Source organism: Gordonia sp. i37 (genome assembly GCF_002043085.1).
In the GTDB taxonomy this organism is placed as follows: domain Bacteria; phylum Actinomycetota; class Actinomycetes; order Mycobacteriales; family Mycobacteriaceae; genus Gordonia; species Gordonia polyisoprenivorans.
This window is the reverse complement of record NZ_MVPX01000265.1, coordinates 24,377-38,766: the sequence shown is the minus strand read 5'-3', so window position 1 is coordinate 38,766 and position 14,390 is coordinate 24,377. Positions and strand designations below refer to the sequence as shown.

Below are 14,390 nucleotides of genomic sequence, written 5' to 3'. Positions count from 1 at the left end.
CCCCCCCCGCCGCTACGGTGCCGCCGGACTCGCCGAGGACACGATCACCGTCGAGCTGACCGGCTCGGCCGGTCAGTCGCTGGGCGCATTCCTGCCGCCGGGTGTGACGATCAAACTCAGCGGCGACACCAACGACTACGTCGGAAAAGGCTTGTGCGGCGGCAAGATCGTGGTGGCACCGGACCCCGACGCCTGGTTCATCGCCGAGGATCAGGTCATCGCAGGCAACACCATTCTCTACGGCGCGACATCCGGGCAGGTGTATCTCCGCGGCCGCGTCGGCGAGCGGTTCTCCGTGCGCAACTCCGGTGCCACCGCCGTGGTCGAGGGCGTCGGCGACCACGCCTGCGAATACATGACCGGTGGTCGGGTGGTGATCCTCGGGCCGACCGGACGCAACATGGCGGCCGGCATGTCCGGCGGGATGGCCTTCGTCTACGACCTCGACCCCGCGAAGGTCAACATGGCGATGGTCGAGCTGATGCGCCCCGACCCCGACGACCTGCGCTGGCTTCATGAGCACATCACCATCCACACCGAGCTGACCGGGTCGGCGATCGGGGCGTCGATGCTGGCCGACTGGCCACGACGGTGCCTCGCGTTCACCAAGGTCATGCCCACCGATTACAAGCGTGTCCTCGACGCGGCCCAGATGGCCGAAGCCGAAGGGCGCGACGTTGATTCAGCGATCATGGAGGCGGCACGTGGCTGATCCGCGCGGATTCCTGGAGGTCTCGAAGAAAGAGGCCCGATACCGGCCGGTTGCCGAGCGCATCCGGGACTGGGGCGATGTCTATGAGCACGCCGACAACCCGATCAAGGTGCTCTCCGAGGTGAGCGATCAGGCCCGGCGATGCATGGACTGCGGTATTCCGTTCTGCCACTCCGGAACCGCAGGCTGCCCGCTGGGCAACCTCATCCCGGAATGGAACGACCTCGTCCGACGCGGTCGATGGGACGCGGCAAGCGAACGCCTGCATGCGACCAACAACTTTCCCGAGTTCACCGGAATGGTGTGCCCGGCCCCGTGCGAGGCGGCGTGCGTGCTGTCCATCTCGGAGAACACCACCGGCGGCAGCGTCACCATCAAGCGGATCGAGAAGACGATCGCCCACGAGTCCTGGGCCGAGGGCATCATCGGGCCCGAGCCGCCCGCCCTCAAGACCGGCAAGTCGGTCGCCGTGGTCGGCTCCGGACCGGGCGGTCTGGCCGCCGCCCAGCAGCTGACCCGTGCCGGCCACGACGTGACCGTCTACGAGCGTGACGACCGGCTGGGTGGACTGCTGCGCTACGGCATCCCCGAATACAAGCTGCAGAAGTCCGACATCGACCGCCGTATCGCCCAGATGCGCGCCGAGGGAACAGAATTCGTCACCAGTTGCAACGTCGGCACCGACCTGTCGGTGGCGGAGCTGCGAGAGCGCCACGACGCCGTCGTCCTCGCGATCGGTGCGATGGCCGCCCGCGACAATCCGGTACCCGGCCGCGACCTCAACGGTGTGCACCTCGCCATGGAGCATCTGGTTCCGGCGAACCGGGAATGCGAGGGCGACGGCCCCGCGCCGATCACCGCCAAGGGCAAACACGTCGTCATCATCGGTGGCGGCGACACCGGTGCCGACTGCCTCGGCACCGCGCATCGGCAGGGAGCGGCCTCGGTGGTCCAACTCGACTACAACCCCGAACTGCCCTCCGATCGCGACGACACCCGGTCCCCGTGGCCGACCTGGCCGCTGGTGATGCGCACCTCCAGCGCGCACGCCGAAGGCGGCGAACGCAAATATCAGGTGGCAGTGCAACGATTCGTCGGTGACGAACACGGCAACGTCACCACGATGGTTCTCGCCGAAGTCGCCGTCATCCGCGAATCCGACGGCCGACGGGTGATCACGCCGGTCAGTGAAGAATTCGAGATCCCTTGTGAACTGGCGCTTTTCGCGATCGGATTCGAAGGTGTCGAACGAGGACCGCTACTCGACGGGCTCGAACTCGCACCCAACGGACGCGGCGCGTTGTCCTGCGGCAGTGACTGGCAAACCGACGCCGACGGGGTATTCGTCTGCGGCGATGCGCACCGCGGTGCGTCGTTGGTGGTGTGGGCGATCGCCGAAGGTCGTTCGGCGGCAAGGTCGGTCGACGAATACCTGATGGGTGCTTCCGATCTCCCGTCACCGGTCCGCCCGGCGGCGCTACCACTTTCGGTGCGTTGACAATTGGCCGGGTCCACCATCGCGATCACGACACAGCCGTCGAGCGGCGCGCCCGGAGTGTGACCCCGATCGGACTGAACAGAATGAAACGGTGGCGCCGCCACTGACCTCGGGGGAGTGGACGAACGTGGTGTGGCCGGGTGATGACCAGTGGCCGCCACCGATAGAGATGCTGATCCGACACGACTAAGGTGAGCACCGTGACACGTCGTACCAAGATCGTCTGCACCCTGGGTCCCGCCACCAACTCCGAGGAGCGTCTCAAAGAGCTCGTCGAGGCGGGCATGGATGTTGCTCGACTCAACTTCAGCCATGGCAGCCATGAGGACCATCGCACCGTCTACGAACGTGTGCGTCGCGCGGGCGATGCCGCGGAGAAGGCCGTGGGCATTCTCGCCGACCTACAAGGACCCAAGATCCGACTCGGCAAATTTGTCGACGACGGCGCACTCAACGGACAGGTCATGTGGGCCACCGGAGAAGAGGTCCGCATCACCGTCGACGACGTCGTCGGCACCCACGATCGCGTCTCGACGACCTACAAACAACTCGCCGAAGACGCCGAAGCCGGAGACCGCCTCCTCGTCGACGACGGCAAGGTCGGACTGAAGGTCACCGCCATCGACGGCAACGACGTCGTCTGCGTGGTCACCGAAGGCGGCCCGGTCAGCAACAACAAAGGCCTGAACCTGCCGGGCGTCAAGACCTCGATCCCCGCCCTGAGCGAAAAGGACATCGCCGACCTCGAGTTCGCACTGCAACTCGGCGTCGACCTCGTCGCACTCTCCTTCGTGCGCAGCCCGGCCGACATCGAACTCGTCCACGAAGTGATGGACCGCGTCGGCCGCCGCGTCCCGGTGATCGCCAAACTGGAAAAGCCCGAAGCCGTCGACAACCTCGAAGCCATCGTGCTGGCCTTCGACGGCGTCATGGTCGCCCGCGGTGACCTGGGCGTGGAACTGCCACTCGAGCAGGTCCCCCTGGTGCAGAAGAAAGCCATCCAGATGGCCCGCGAGAACGCCAAACCGGTGATCGTGGCCACCCAGATGCTCGACTCGATGATCGAGAACTCCCGGCCCACCCGCGCCGAGGCCTCCGACGTCGCCAACGCCGTCCTCGACGGAGCCGACGCGGTGATGCTCTCCGGCGAGACCTCCGTCGGCAAATGGCCGATCGAGACCGTACAGACGATGACCCGTATCTGCGTGGCCGTCGAAACCGGCTCACGCGACGTACCGCCGCTGTCCCACGTCCCCCGCACCAAACGCGGCATCATCTCCTACGCCGCACGCGACATCGGAGAACGCCTCGAGGTCAAGGCCATGGTGGCCTTCACCCAGTCCGGCGACACCGTCCGCCGACTGGCACGGCTGCACTCCCGTCTCCCGCTTCTCGCGTTCACACCCACCCAGGCCGTACGCAGCCAACTCGCCCTGAGCTGGGGAACCGAGACCTTCATCGTCGATCACGTCGACACCACCGACCACATGATCGACCAGGTCGACCACCAGCTGCTGCGCATCGGTCGGCTCAAGGACGGCGACGTCGTCGTCATCGTCGCCGGCGCGCCGCCCGGCACCGTCGGATCGACCAACATGATCCACGTCCACCGGATCGGCGAACAGGACCACTGAGTTGTTGGCGCGGACTCCGTCCGCGCGTGCTCACCGGGCCTGAGGCACCACGCCTTCCTCCTCATCGCATTGTCGCTTCGCTCCGCGCTCTTCGTCGTGCAGGCGTGGCGCCCGGTGAGCGGTGGGCTGTGCGCGCCACGGTCCCGGTGACCACCGGGCACGCCGGGGTCCCTAGTCTGTTCGCATGACTGCGGACCCCACCAGCGACCTCGGCAAGCTGCTCGAACTGCTCGACGTCGAGCAGCGCGACGCCGACCTGTTCATCGGGCAACACCCCGAACAGAAGACGGCGCGCACCTTCGGTGGGCAGATGCTCGGTCAGGGTGTGGTGGCGGCAGCCCGCACCCTGACCCGCGGTACTCCGCCGGTTCATGCCCTACACGCGCACTTCATTCGCGGCGGCGACGTCAACGAGCCGTTGGAGTACCACGTCGACCGGTTCCGCGACGGCAAGTCCTTTGCGAATCGGCAGGTCACCGCCAAACAAAAGGGTGAAGAGATCTTCACCATGCTGGTGGCATTCCAGGACAACTCGGCCGGTCTCGAACACGCGGTGGAGATCCCACAGGTGCCCTATCCGGAGGAATTGCCGCCCCTCGGTGAGCATTTCAAGGGTTTCGAGGACCGGATCGCGACCTTCGTCGACGCGCTGCACCCGATCGACATCCGGTTCGCCAACGACCCGTCGTGGAAGATGCGTGAAGCAGGGGAGAAGCTGCGCGACAACCGCGTGTGGATGAAGACCGACGGCCAGATGCCTGATGACCCGATCATGCATGTGGCCGCCATGTGTTACGCCTCCGACACCACCGTCCTCGACTCGATCATCACCACGCACGGCTTGTCGTGGGGCATCGATCGACTCTTCGCGGCCACCGTGAACCATTCGATGTGGTTCCACCGTGACTTCCGTTTCGACGAGTGGATGCTCTACGCGACGCGGTCCCCGGTGGCGACCGGATCGCGCGGGATGGGTTCGGGGCGGTTCTGGATGCGGGACGGAACGCTGGCCACCTCCGTCGTGCAGGAAGCGCTCATCAAATACTTCCCGCCCAAGAAGTAGCGCTCGCCGCCCCTTTCGTAGGATCAGAAGCCCCCGGAACTGCGAGTTTTACCTTCTCATTACCTTTTCTTCGGATTGTCTGTGCCGCCGAAGGCCCGCCGCTAGTGTGATGTGCGTCATCACCCACACCACTCTCGCCGGGGGTCATCCATGTCCGAATCCGAACCGATCCTCTTCCCGCACGAGAGTGGCCGGTCGGTCGCCACGCTGCCCGAGGCCTTCCAGGCGACGGTAGGCATGCGCCCGACCGCGATCGCGCTGCGCACCGTCGGCGGCATCCGAGAGATCACCTGGGCCGAATACGGACGCCGGGTCGAGGCGATCGCCCGAGGTCTGGCCGTACTGGGCGTCGGCCTCGGCGACACCGTGGGCATCATGCTGACCAACCGGCCCGAGTTCCATCTCGTCGACACCGCGGCGCTGCACCTCGGTGCGGTGCCGTTCTCGATCTACAACACCAGCTCCCCGCAGCAGATCGAGTATCTGTTCGGTAATGCCGGCAACGCCGTCGTCGTCACCGAGCAGATATTCGTCCCGGCCGTCCGCGCCGCGTCCACCGCGGTGACAACGACGATCGTGGTGGACGGCCCGGCCGCCGACGCGATCACTCTCGACGACGTAGAACATTCCGGCGCAACGGATTTCGACTTCGCGGCCGCATGGCAGGCGGTACGACCCGAGGATCTCGCCACCATCATCTACACCTCGGGCACCACCGGTCCGCCCAAGGGTGTCGAGATCACCCACCGCAACATCATCTCCGAGTTGACCTCACTGGCCGAGGTCGTCGACGTCGGCTTCGACGACCGCGTCATCTCCTATCTGCCCGCTGCGCACATCGCCGACCGGGTCTCCTCGCATGCGGCCAACATGGTGCGCGGTATCCAGGTCACCACCGTCCCCGATCCGCGGGAGATCGCTGCCGCGCTCCCCGAGGTGCGTCCGACGTTCTTCTTCGGGGTGCCCCGGGTCTGGCAGAAGCTCCGGGCCGGCATCGAGGCCAAACTCGCCGAGGAAACCAGCCCGGTCAAGAAGACGCTGGGAGCCTGGGCGATGAGAACCGGTGCTGCAGCAGCGCAAGCGCAGCTCGACGGCCGCTCGCCGAGCGCGATCGCCGGCGCCCAGCACGCCCTCGCCGACAAGCTCGTCCTGCAGAAGGTACGGTCGGCGATCGGCATGGACCAGCTCACCTTCGCCGGGTCGGGTGCCGCCGCGATTCCACCGGAGGTGCTGCAGTTCTTCCTCGGGCTGGGGATACCGGTGCTGGAGGTGTGGGGCATGTCGGAGACCACCGGCGTCTCCACGATGACCACGCCGGAGAACATGAGGATCGGTACCGTCGGCAAGCCGGTGTCGGGTGTCGAGGTCACGCTCGCCGACGACGGGGAACTGCTGATCCGGGGACCGGTGGTCATGCGCGGCTATCGCAAACAGCCCGACAAGACAGCCGAGACGATCGACTCCGACGGGTGGCTGGCCACCGGTGACATCGCCGAGATCGACGCGGACGGCAACGTGCGGATCGTCGACCGCAAGAAGGAACTCATCATCAACGAGTCCGGAAAGAACATGTCGCCCACCAACATCGAGAACGCGCTGAAGGCGGCGTCGTCGCTGATCGGTCAGGTCGTCGCGATCGGCGACGCCAAACCGTTCGTGTCGGCGCTGCTCGTACTCGATCCCGACGCCGCGGCCGCCCGCGCGAAGGCGCTGAACATGCCCGACGCCGACGTCGCAGCCCTCACCGGGCATCCAGGGGTCATCGAGGAGGTCATCGGCGCGGTTCGACTCGGCAACGGTCGACTCTCCAGAGTCGAACAGGTCAAACGATTCACCATCGTGCCCGAGGCGTGGGAGCCCGGCGGCACCGAACTCACCCCCACGATGAAGTTGCGGCGCAAGCCCATCGCCGACAAGTACGCCGAGCACATCGAGTTGCTCTACGCCTCCGACGCCGGTGACGGTGTGATCGACCTTCGCTGAACGGCCACCGCAGCACCCCACACCACCAGATACAGCGTCATGCCGCCGATCTGAATGCGTTGTGCGAGCCCCAGCAGCCAATCCCCGGACAGGTTGTCGGCGGCCAACATCCATACCGTCGCGAAAGAGGTGACCACCAGGATCGTCAGGCCGAGCAGACGCAGCACCGGCCAGATCGGTGTCCGCCAGGCCGCGACCACGCCGAGGATCATCGCGATGAAGATCGCGAACACCGCCACACTGCTGGTGAAGGCGTGGATGTGATGCAGTTGGGGCAACAGCCCACTCGGCTCTGACGGGCAATTCGGGTCGACGTGCGGAATGCACTCGATGGGCGACAACGCGTCGGTGATGGTGGACACCCCGAACACCACGAGCGAGACGAGCGCGCCGCGGGCGAAGCCGCCCGCCACTGCGGGACGAGGAACGAACGCCAGCACCCCGGCAAGCATGGCGCATACCGCGGTGATGACGTCGCCGTACACATAGACCAGGCGATGCGGGCGGTGCTCCGCGTCGAGTTCACTCATGAAGCTGCGCAGCGGATCCAGAGGCGAGGCCCAGAAGAACTCCAGCACCCACGACGAGTAACAGACGCCTGCGGCGGCGATGAGGATGCCGACGACGATCAGGCGCGGCGACAGCTCCCGGACAGACAGCACCTCGTCAGGTTATGTCATCGGTGTTCACCCGCCGTCGACGCCACGTTCGCCGTACCCATGCGCCGGCGACACCTACTCGACGCTGTGATCCGAGTCACTGCCTGTCACATTCTCGGACTGCGTGGTGTCTCGGGTATGTCAGATCCCCGGTAGTCAAGGAATGAGAACCATGAGTGAACAACGCAGCACGGTGGTGGTCGTCGGTGGCGGGTACGCCGGCACGATGGCAGCCAACAGACTCGCCGCAGAATCCTCGTTCGATGTGGTGATGGTGAATGCGCGCGACCACTTCGTCGAACGTATCCGGCTTCATCAATGGGCGGCCGGCACCGCCACGCCCACCCGCGACTTCGAGACGCTGCTCTCCGCGCGCGTCCGCCGCATCGTCGCCACCGCGGAACACATCGACGCACCCGGACGTCAGGTCGGCCTCGACTCGGGTGACCGGCTCGACTACGACTGGCTGGTCTACGCCGTCGGCAGCTCCGGCCGTGCGGCGATCGAGGGTGCCGCCGACCACGCCCAGCAGGTCACCGACTGGGAATCGGCCACTCGCCTGCGCAACCGGCTGGCCGAGCTGCGAGGCGCCGGCCGCGTCACCGTCGTCGGCGGCGGCCTGACCGGGATCGAGACCGCCGCCGAACTCGCCGAGGCCGGTCACCGGGTCACCCTCGTCACCGCCGACGAGATCGCCTCGAGCCTGTCGGTCCGTGGGCGCGAGCGGACACGCCGCGCGCTCGAGCATCTCGGCGTCGTCTGCCACGAGCACACCCGGGTCGAACGCATCGGCGCCACAACGGTGACACTCGTCCACGCAACGGGCGAGTGGGTCGAGGCGGCCACCGACATCACCGTCGTCACCACCGGTTTCGCGGTACCCGATCTCGCACGCCGCAGCGGGCTGACGTGCGACCATCTCGGTCGGCTGTGCACCGACGCCGCCCTGGTCAGCGTCGACGACGAGCGCATCCTCGGAGCCGGTGATGCCGTCGCGCCGCCGGGTAACGTGCCCCGCATGAGCTGTCAGGCCGCAATGCCGCTCGGTGTGGCCGCCGCGCAGTCGGTGCGTGCGCTGGCCAAAGGTGAGCACCCGGTCGCGGCGTATCCCGGGTTCGTCGCGCAATGCGTCAGCCTCGGGCGGCATGCGGCCACGCTGCAACTCACCCACAAGGACGATTCGCCGACGCGCGGCGTGGTCACCGGCCGTGGGGCCGCACTGATGAAGGAGCTGATCTGTCGGGGCACGATCTGGGGTCTGCAACTGGAGGCCCGGCATCCGGGGATCTATCCGGCCGCCCGATCGACGGCCTCGGTCGATCACCGCGACCCGACCCCGAACGGACAGGTCGTGCCGTGAGCACCGGTGGCACACGCGACGAGCACCTACGGATCTTCGTCGATCACCGCCCGTTGCTGTTCACGATCGCCTACGAGATCCTCGGCTCGGCCACCGAATCCGATGACGTGCTGCAGGAGAGTTACCTGCGCTGGTCGGAGGTCGATCTCGACGCCGTCGACGACCCGCGGGCCTATCTCGCGAAGGTGGTCACCCGCCAGGCGCTGAACGCCGCACGTGCCGGACAACGGCGCCGCGAGGACTATGTCGGTCCGTGGTTGCCCGAACCCATCGTCATCGACGTTCGTGATCCCGCCGACGACGTCGTCCTCGCCGAAGCGGTGTCGACGGCGATGATGGTGGTCCTGCACTCGCTGGGACCGGACGAACGTGCGGTGTTCCTGCTCCGTGAGGTGTTCGGGTTCGCTCATGCCGAGATCGCCGACATGACGCAGAAATCCGTTGCCGCGGTCCGGCAGATCGCCCACCGGGCCCGCGAACACGTGCAGGCGCGACGGCCGCGGTTCGGTGCCGACGCCGACACCGGTACGCAGGTGGCGCACGCTTTTCTGGCCGCAGCGGCCACCGGTGACGTGCAGGCGCTGCTCGAGGTGCTCGCGCCCGACACGGTGTACCTCGCCGACAGCGACGGCAAGGCGCCCGCGGCGCGGCGCCCGATCCACGGTGCCGATCAGGTCGCGCGGATCATGGCCAACCTGATGCGCCTTGCTGAGAAGCGGCAGATGCAGGTCGGCGAGATGGAGGTCAACGGGATGCCGGGATTCACCGTGGCGGTGTCCGACGATCCGGGTGCGATCCTGTGGCTCGATGTGGTCGACGGTCTCATCCGGCACGTCTTCGTCATGCGGAACCCGGCCAAGATGGCGGCGGTGCGTACGGTACGGGAGATCTCACGTCACTGAGGTGGTGCGTGCACATCTGCGTGTCAGGCGACCTGCCGGTCGGCGGAGTGGACGTCGTGCAGTTGTCCGGCCGGGTCGACGACCATGATCACCGGGCCCATCGTGTCGGTGGCGCGTTCGATCAGTGCCTCGATCTGCGTCGGATCGGCCGGATCGCAGACGACCGCCCAGACCCGGTCGTGGACGGCGGCGTCCACATAGGAGACGAGATCACGCGTGTGACGCCCCGCGACCACTGCATTGCGGCCCGAGCGCAGAACCTGATCGATGACGGTGCGTGACCGCAGCGAGCCGTCGGTGACGACGAGGACGGTGTCGGTGAAGGAGTGCTTCGTGGTGTGCATACCGATCATCACACTGCGCGCAGCTGGGATGGCACCGCGATCACGCTGGCAGTTGGCTGGACGTCGCGTGGTGGATCGTCACGGCGGCGCATTCGGTGATCATCGATCAGGGAATCGCGAAGGCCGCCAACAGCATTCGTGCGCAGGTGTCGACCAGTCGCCGGCGGTCGGCGGTCGCCGGACGGGCCAGGGCCACGCGGAGACACAGGCTCGCGGTGGCACCCATGGTGAGGAACACCAGGTCGTCGAGCTCCGCGGGCGACAGATCGGGCCGGAAGCGCGTCGGGAGGATGCGGCCCAGCGGGACCAGTGGCGCCTCGATCTGTGCCCAGGCCGATCCGAACTCGGCGCTGTCGCCCGCCAGCGATGCCGCGATCACCGGCGCGTGCCGCTCGAACGAAGAAGTGAGGGCATCGACCACGGTGGTGATCGCGGCGAGTGGTTCGGCGTCGATCGCCTGCCCGATACCGACGGCGAGGTCCGAGCTGATCTGCTGGATCGCCTCCTGCCGGAGATCGAACAGGATGTCACCCACGTCGGCGAAGTAGCGATACACCGTTCCGATGCTGACATCGCAGTGATCAGCGATGTCCTGGGTGGTCGGGACGCTGTCGGGCCGCTCGGCAAGCAGTGTCGTGGTCGCGTCCAGCAGTCGCCTGCGCATCGCGACGGCGCGCGGCTGACGCGGCGCGACCCGCGTGCGGGCGCCCGCCGACGAGCGGGCCGGGGTTCGGGCCATGAAATGAATGGTAAGTGAGGATTCCTCGTGTTTGGCTGATGTCATGACTCTTGTGCCGCCCACCGGGTTGGTGAACACCGACCGAGCCCGCACGTTGTACGGACACGCGGGAGACACCTGGATCGCCGCCATGTGGCGTGCCGATGATCTCGCCGACGCCGTCGTCGCCGAACGGGGGTCCGCCGCTCTGATCCGCCCGGCTCTCGCCGACGGCATCGGCGCGCTGACCGGTGCGCCACCGGCACTGGTCGCGCTGTTCGATTCGCTCGAGCGCGAGCCCGACTGGCTCGACCACGATCGTTGCGACCGCGCCGCCGACGCCCTCGTGCGGCACTTCCCGGCCATGGCGATCGTGCTGGCGGCGGCCTCGCTGCTGCGCGGCGCGGGCAACAGTATCGCGGGCAAACCATTGGCGCTGACCGGACGGTACTCGACGATGCCGGGAGTGCGTTCGGTGGAGGTCGGCGAGTGGCTGCGCCAGGTGTTGACGCCGGGCGGAATGCGCCGTGACGGTGCGGGTTTCGCCTACACGGTGCGGGTGCGGATGATCCACGCGCACGTCCGGGCACATCTGCTGCGCAGCGGGACCTGGGAGCACGATGCGTGGGGTGTCCCGATTCCGCAGCCGTACATGGCATTCACGCTCGCCGAGTTCGGGCACATCGCGATCGAGGCGATGGGCACGCTCGGGGTACGTTTCACCGCGGACGAACTCGACGACATCTATCACCTGTGGCGTTACGTCGGCCACGTGATCGGCATGGACGACGACCTGAATCCCCGCAACGAGGCCGATCACCGGCGGATCGAGGAACTGTACCGATTGACCTCGCCCGGCCCCGATGCCTACGACCGCGAATTCGTCACCGCGCTCAACGCCGACTATCTGATTCCCGAGTTCGCCAACACCATGTCGTTGCCGCAGCGGTGGCGGGTGCCGGTCGCCACGGCCGTCATGGAGGGATACGAGCGGGTCTTCCTCGGTGATGCCGACGCCGACGCGCTCGGCATCCGTCATCGCCGGATCGCCCGGCTGCTACCCCGCTTGTCCGGGATCATGCATCTCATGACCCGTGCACAGATCCGCCGCGCCGGTGGACTCGAGGAGTTCACCCGACGCGCCTATACCGACCGGGACTCCGAGATGGCGCGCATGCGTGCCGCTTACGCGATGACCCACGACATGGTCGATACCGCGCCGGACCGGGTGTCCGCCTGATCGACGCCCGTATGAAGCCCGGTCTGCCCGCCGCCGATCGCGATCACCGCGCCCGCAGCGTGGAGGCGCTCGAGGTGCAACTGTACGGTCCGACGCTCCACCGATCGCACCCACGGGGCCTCGACATGTGGCCGATACACCAGCCGGTGTGCCACGATCTCGTCGAAAGTCCTTGGCTGTCGCAGGAACTCGAGCAACCGTTCCTCGCGCTCGAGAATCCGATGACGGTAGGTCGCGAGTCGGTTACCGAACTCGGAACGCCCGGACACCACACCCTTGTGGTGGAAGGTTCCGTACCAGCGGGCGTCGATCTCGCCGACCCGGTCGATGGAGGCGAAGAAGTCATCGAGACTGGACCCGAGATCGCCGTACATCGGCCCGAACGACGTCAGGTCGATGTCGGCGACGTAGAGAAACCCGGCAGGCTCGATCAGCACGCCGCAGTGACCGGCGGTGTGTCCGGGCAGGTGGATGACCGTTGCGGTCTGGTCGCCGAGGTCGAAGGTGTGGCCGTCGGTCACACCCACGACGCCGTCACGCACGGCCGGCAGGTGGTAGTCGTCGGTCATCACCGTGGTCATCGCGTCGCGGAGATCCGGGTCGAGCCCATAGCCGGCGATGAGGGTGTCGAGCGAGCCGACGGCGGCCGCGTCGTGACGGTGGGCGAAGGTGTCGGCGGTGAAGTGCCGCAGCCCGGCGATGTGGTCCTCGTGCGCGTGACTGATCATCACCGCGTCCGCGCCGACGGGGTCGTCGTCGAGGGCGAGTGACGGATCGATCACCAGCACCGCGTCCGATCCGCGGACCACGACGGTGTTGCCGTACGGTACGACGCCGCCGTTACCCGCCGTCAGGACGTCGACCGCCCCGAAGCGGTTGACGGTGTACATCTCTCAGCCCTGCGCGGTCAGGGAGGCGACCACGCCGCCGTCCACGAGCAGGTCGGTGCCGGTGACGAACGACGATTCGGGGCCGAGGAGGAAGGCGGCCGCGGCGGCGATGTCGGACGCGGTGCCCACCCGTCCGGTGCCCGAGCCCTCGATCATCGACCGCATCGTCTCCCCGCTGGCGCCGGCGAGTTCCTGACGACCCATCGCCGTGGCGATCACCCCGGGAGAGATGCTGTTGATCCGGGCGCCGCGGGCACCCCAGGTCCGGGCTGCGGCGCGCACGCGGATGTGGTTGGCCTGCTTGGCGATCCCATAGGCCAGTGCCGGATTCGAGGCGACGTCACCCTGCAGGAAACCCAAGCCGAGCAGGTCCTGTGCGGCGGTGGCGGCCAATGCCGCGGCCTGATCGGCGGGCAGCGGCCCGAACATGTGCCCGGCCATGCTCGCGATCACCACACCCGCACCCCCGGGGGCGATGACCTCGCCGAAGATGTCCAGCGACAGGGCGACCCCGAGGAGATCGACTCGCAGGATCGCCTCCGCGCTCGCCTGCACCGGCGACAAACCGGCCGTGTGGACGACCTGGTCCACGGCGCCGAGCCCGGATGCCTGCTCGGCCAGTGCCCGCAGCGAATCCGCCGACGCCACGTCCACCGGATGACCGGAGACGTCGAACCCCTCGCCGTCGAGGGCGTCGACCCGCGCGTCGAGAGCGGTCGCATCGGCATCGGCGAGCAGCACCCGCCGCCCGCCGCCCTGCCGGCGCGCGATGGCCACGCCCATGCCCCCGGTTCCGACGACGACCAGCACATTGCGGCTCATTGCAGACCTTCTCACCGTTGACTTCAGATCACCTGACGTCGCCGAATCTTCCGGTCCCCGGCGGGGATGTCAAGGGCGGGATGACATGGGCGATGTTCCCGACCGTGGAGCCCGCCGCGACCGCGAGGGCGTTGCGAGAAGGCGGATACGCTGGCACTCATGCGTGTGGTGTCCTCCGATGACCGATGCCCGTGTACCTCCGGGCTGACCTTCGGCGAGTGCTGCGGACCGCTTCTCGAGGGCCGGCGGCGCGCACCGACCGCCCAGACGTTGATGCGTTCACGATTCTCCGCATTCGCCGTCGGCGACCGGGAGTACCTGCTCGCCACGTGGCATCGGCGTACCCGCCCCGGCGATCTCGAACTCGACGACGAGATCGATTGGTATCGCCTCGACGTCACCGAGACCTCCGGCGGTGGTCCGTTCGACGACGCCGGAGAGGTGGCCTTCGTCGCCCACCACCGAACCGACGGAGTGCGCCGGACGATGTCGGAACACAGTCGCTTCGTGCGCGAGGACGGCCGTTGGTACTACGTCGACGCGCTCGGCGTGAGGTGATCGATCG

13 protein-coding genes and 1 pseudogene are annotated in these 14,390 nt (G+C 67.3%); 9 read left to right on the top strand and 5 right to left on the bottom strand.

What is annotated here, in order from left to right:
• From B1964_RS12970 to B1964_RS12950, 5 genes and pseudogenes are all read left to right on the top strand, one after another.
• A pseudogene (locus B1964_RS12970) lies at positions 1–712 on the top strand (glutamate synthase subunit alpha); the annotation flags it as partial.
• Entirely contained in the window at positions 705–2,210 is a 1,506-nt protein-coding gene (locus tag B1964_RS12965) for a glutamate synthase subunit beta (RefSeq protein WP_079930049.1), read from the top strand. The pseudogene B1964_RS12970 and the gene B1964_RS12965, both read left to right, overlap by 8 nt.
• Positions 2,211–2,410: 200 nt before the next feature.
• Complete coding sequence (gene pyk / locus B1964_RS12960) at positions 2,411–3,844, top strand: pyruvate kinase (protein ID WP_043457157.1); 1,434 nt, start codon at positions 2,411–2,413, stop codon at positions 3,842–3,844.
• Between the two features lie 184 nt (positions 3,845–4,028).
• Positions 4,029–4,907 (top strand): acyl-CoA thioesterase II, encoded by an 879-nt coding sequence (locus B1964_RS12955; protein ID WP_006369671.1) that lies wholly within the window; start codon positions 4,029–4,031, stop codon positions 4,905–4,907.
• A 150-nt stretch (positions 4,908–5,057) separates the two neighbouring features.
• The gene (locus B1964_RS12950) at positions 5,058–6,890 is read left to right on the top strand and encodes a long-chain fatty acid--CoA ligase (RefSeq protein WP_079930048.1); all 1,833 of its coding nucleotides are present in this window, start codon (positions 5,058–5,060) and stop codon (positions 6,888–6,890) included.
• On the opposite strand, the gene B1964_RS12945 is transcribed toward B1964_RS12950, so the two are convergent.
• A complete protein-coding gene (locus tag B1964_RS12945) occupies positions 6,848–7,552 on the bottom strand; it encodes a DUF998 domain-containing protein (protein ID WP_079930047.1) in 705 nt (234 codons plus the stop codon). The genes B1964_RS12950 and B1964_RS12945 overlap by 43 nt on opposite strands.
• Before the next feature lie 160 nt (positions 7,553–7,712).
• Here B1964_RS12945 and B1964_RS12940 point away from each other — a divergent pair, with 160 nt between their 5' ends.
• Together B1964_RS12940 and sigJ are read left to right on the top strand one after the other, a co-directional pair.
• Positions 7,713–8,909 carry an FAD-dependent oxidoreductase gene (locus tag B1964_RS12940; RefSeq protein ID WP_079930046.1) on the top strand — a complete coding sequence of 399 codons (1,197 nt, stop codon included), beginning with the start codon at positions 7,713–7,715 and terminating at the stop codon, positions 8,907–8,909.
• On the top strand, positions 8,906–9,811 hold the full coding sequence (gene sigJ, locus B1964_RS12935; RefSeq protein WP_079930045.1) for an RNA polymerase sigma factor SigJ: 906 nt from the start codon (positions 8,906–8,908) through the stop codon (positions 9,809–9,811). The genes B1964_RS12940 and sigJ overlap by 4 nt, the downstream gene beginning before the upstream one ends.
• A gap of 23 nt (positions 9,812–9,834) precedes the next feature.
• On the opposite strand, the gene B1964_RS12930 is transcribed toward sigJ, so the two are convergent.
• Positions 9,835–10,155, bottom strand: a complete 321-nt coding sequence (locus B1964_RS12930) for a hypothetical protein (RefSeq protein ID WP_006369666.1) — start codon at positions 10,153–10,155, stop codon at positions 9,835–9,837.
• 106 nt (positions 10,156–10,261) lie between these two features.
• Entirely contained in the window at positions 10,262–10,894 is a 633-nt protein-coding gene (locus tag B1964_RS12925; protein WP_079930044.1) for a TetR/AcrR family transcriptional regulator, read from the bottom strand.
• A 43-nt stretch (positions 10,895–10,937) separates the two neighbouring features.
• Between B1964_RS12925 and B1964_RS12920 the strand changes: the two genes are divergently transcribed.
• Positions 10,938–12,113 (top strand): oxygenase MpaB family protein, encoded by a 1,176-nt coding sequence (locus B1964_RS12920; protein WP_079930043.1) that lies wholly within the window; start codon positions 10,938–10,940, stop codon positions 12,111–12,113.
• Here the strand turns inward: B1964_RS12920 and B1964_RS12915 are convergent.
• Positions 12,059–13,003 (bottom strand): MBL fold metallo-hydrolase, encoded by a 945-nt coding sequence (locus B1964_RS12915; protein ID WP_079930042.1) that lies wholly within the window; start codon positions 13,001–13,003, stop codon positions 12,059–12,061. The two genes, B1964_RS12920 and B1964_RS12915, sit on opposite strands and share 55 nt — an antisense overlap.
• A 3-nt stretch (positions 13,004–13,006) precedes the next feature.
• A complete protein-coding gene (locus B1964_RS12910; RefSeq protein WP_079930041.1) occupies positions 13,007–13,825 on the bottom strand; it encodes an SDR family oxidoreductase in 819 nt (272 codons plus the stop codon).
• A gap of 159 nt (positions 13,826–13,984) precedes the next feature.
• On the opposite strand from B1964_RS12910, the gene B1964_RS12905 reads away from it, so the two are divergent.
• The gene (locus B1964_RS12905) at positions 13,985–14,383 is read left to right on the top strand and encodes a YchJ family metal-binding protein (protein WP_014360285.1); all 399 of its coding nucleotides are present in this window, start codon (positions 13,985–13,987) and stop codon (positions 14,381–14,383) included.
• Positions 14,384–14,390 lie beyond the last annotated feature (7 nt).

Bases quoted from the DNA above. Each gene is read 5' to 3' on its own strand.
- B1964_RS12955 (WP_006369671.1), top strand. From the start codon at position 4,029: ATGACTGCGGACCCCACCAGCGACCTCGGCAAGCTGCTCGAACTGCTC.
- B1964_RS12950 (WP_079930048.1), top strand. From the start codon at position 5,058: ATGTCCGAATCCGAACCGATCCTCTTCCCGCACGAGAGTGGCCGGTCG.
- B1964_RS12940 (WP_079930046.1), top strand. From the start codon at position 7,713: ATGAGAACCATGAGTGAACAACGCAGCACGGTGGTGGTCGTCGGTGGC.
- B1964_RS12930 (WP_006369666.1), bottom strand. From the start codon at position 10,155: ATGCACACCACGAAGCACTCCTTCACCGACACCGTCCTCGTCGTCACC.
- B1964_RS12925 (WP_079930044.1), bottom strand. From the start codon at position 10,894: ATGGCCCGAACCCCGGCCCGCTCGTCGGCGGGCGCCCGCACGCGGGTC.
- B1964_RS12920 (WP_079930043.1), top strand. From the start codon at position 10,938: ATGACTCTTGTGCCGCCCACCGGGTTGGTGAACACCGACCGAGCCCGC.
- B1964_RS12915 (WP_079930042.1), bottom strand. From the start codon at position 13,003: ATGTACACCGTCAACCGCTTCGGGGCGGTCGACGTCCTGACGGCGGGT.
- B1964_RS12910 (WP_079930041.1), bottom strand. From the start codon at position 13,825: ATGAGCCGCAATGTGCTGGTCGTCGTCGGAACCGGGGGCATGGGCGTG.
- B1964_RS12905 (WP_014360285.1), top strand. From the start codon at position 13,985: ATGCGTGTGGTGTCCTCCGATGACCGATGCCCGTGTACCTCCGGGCTG.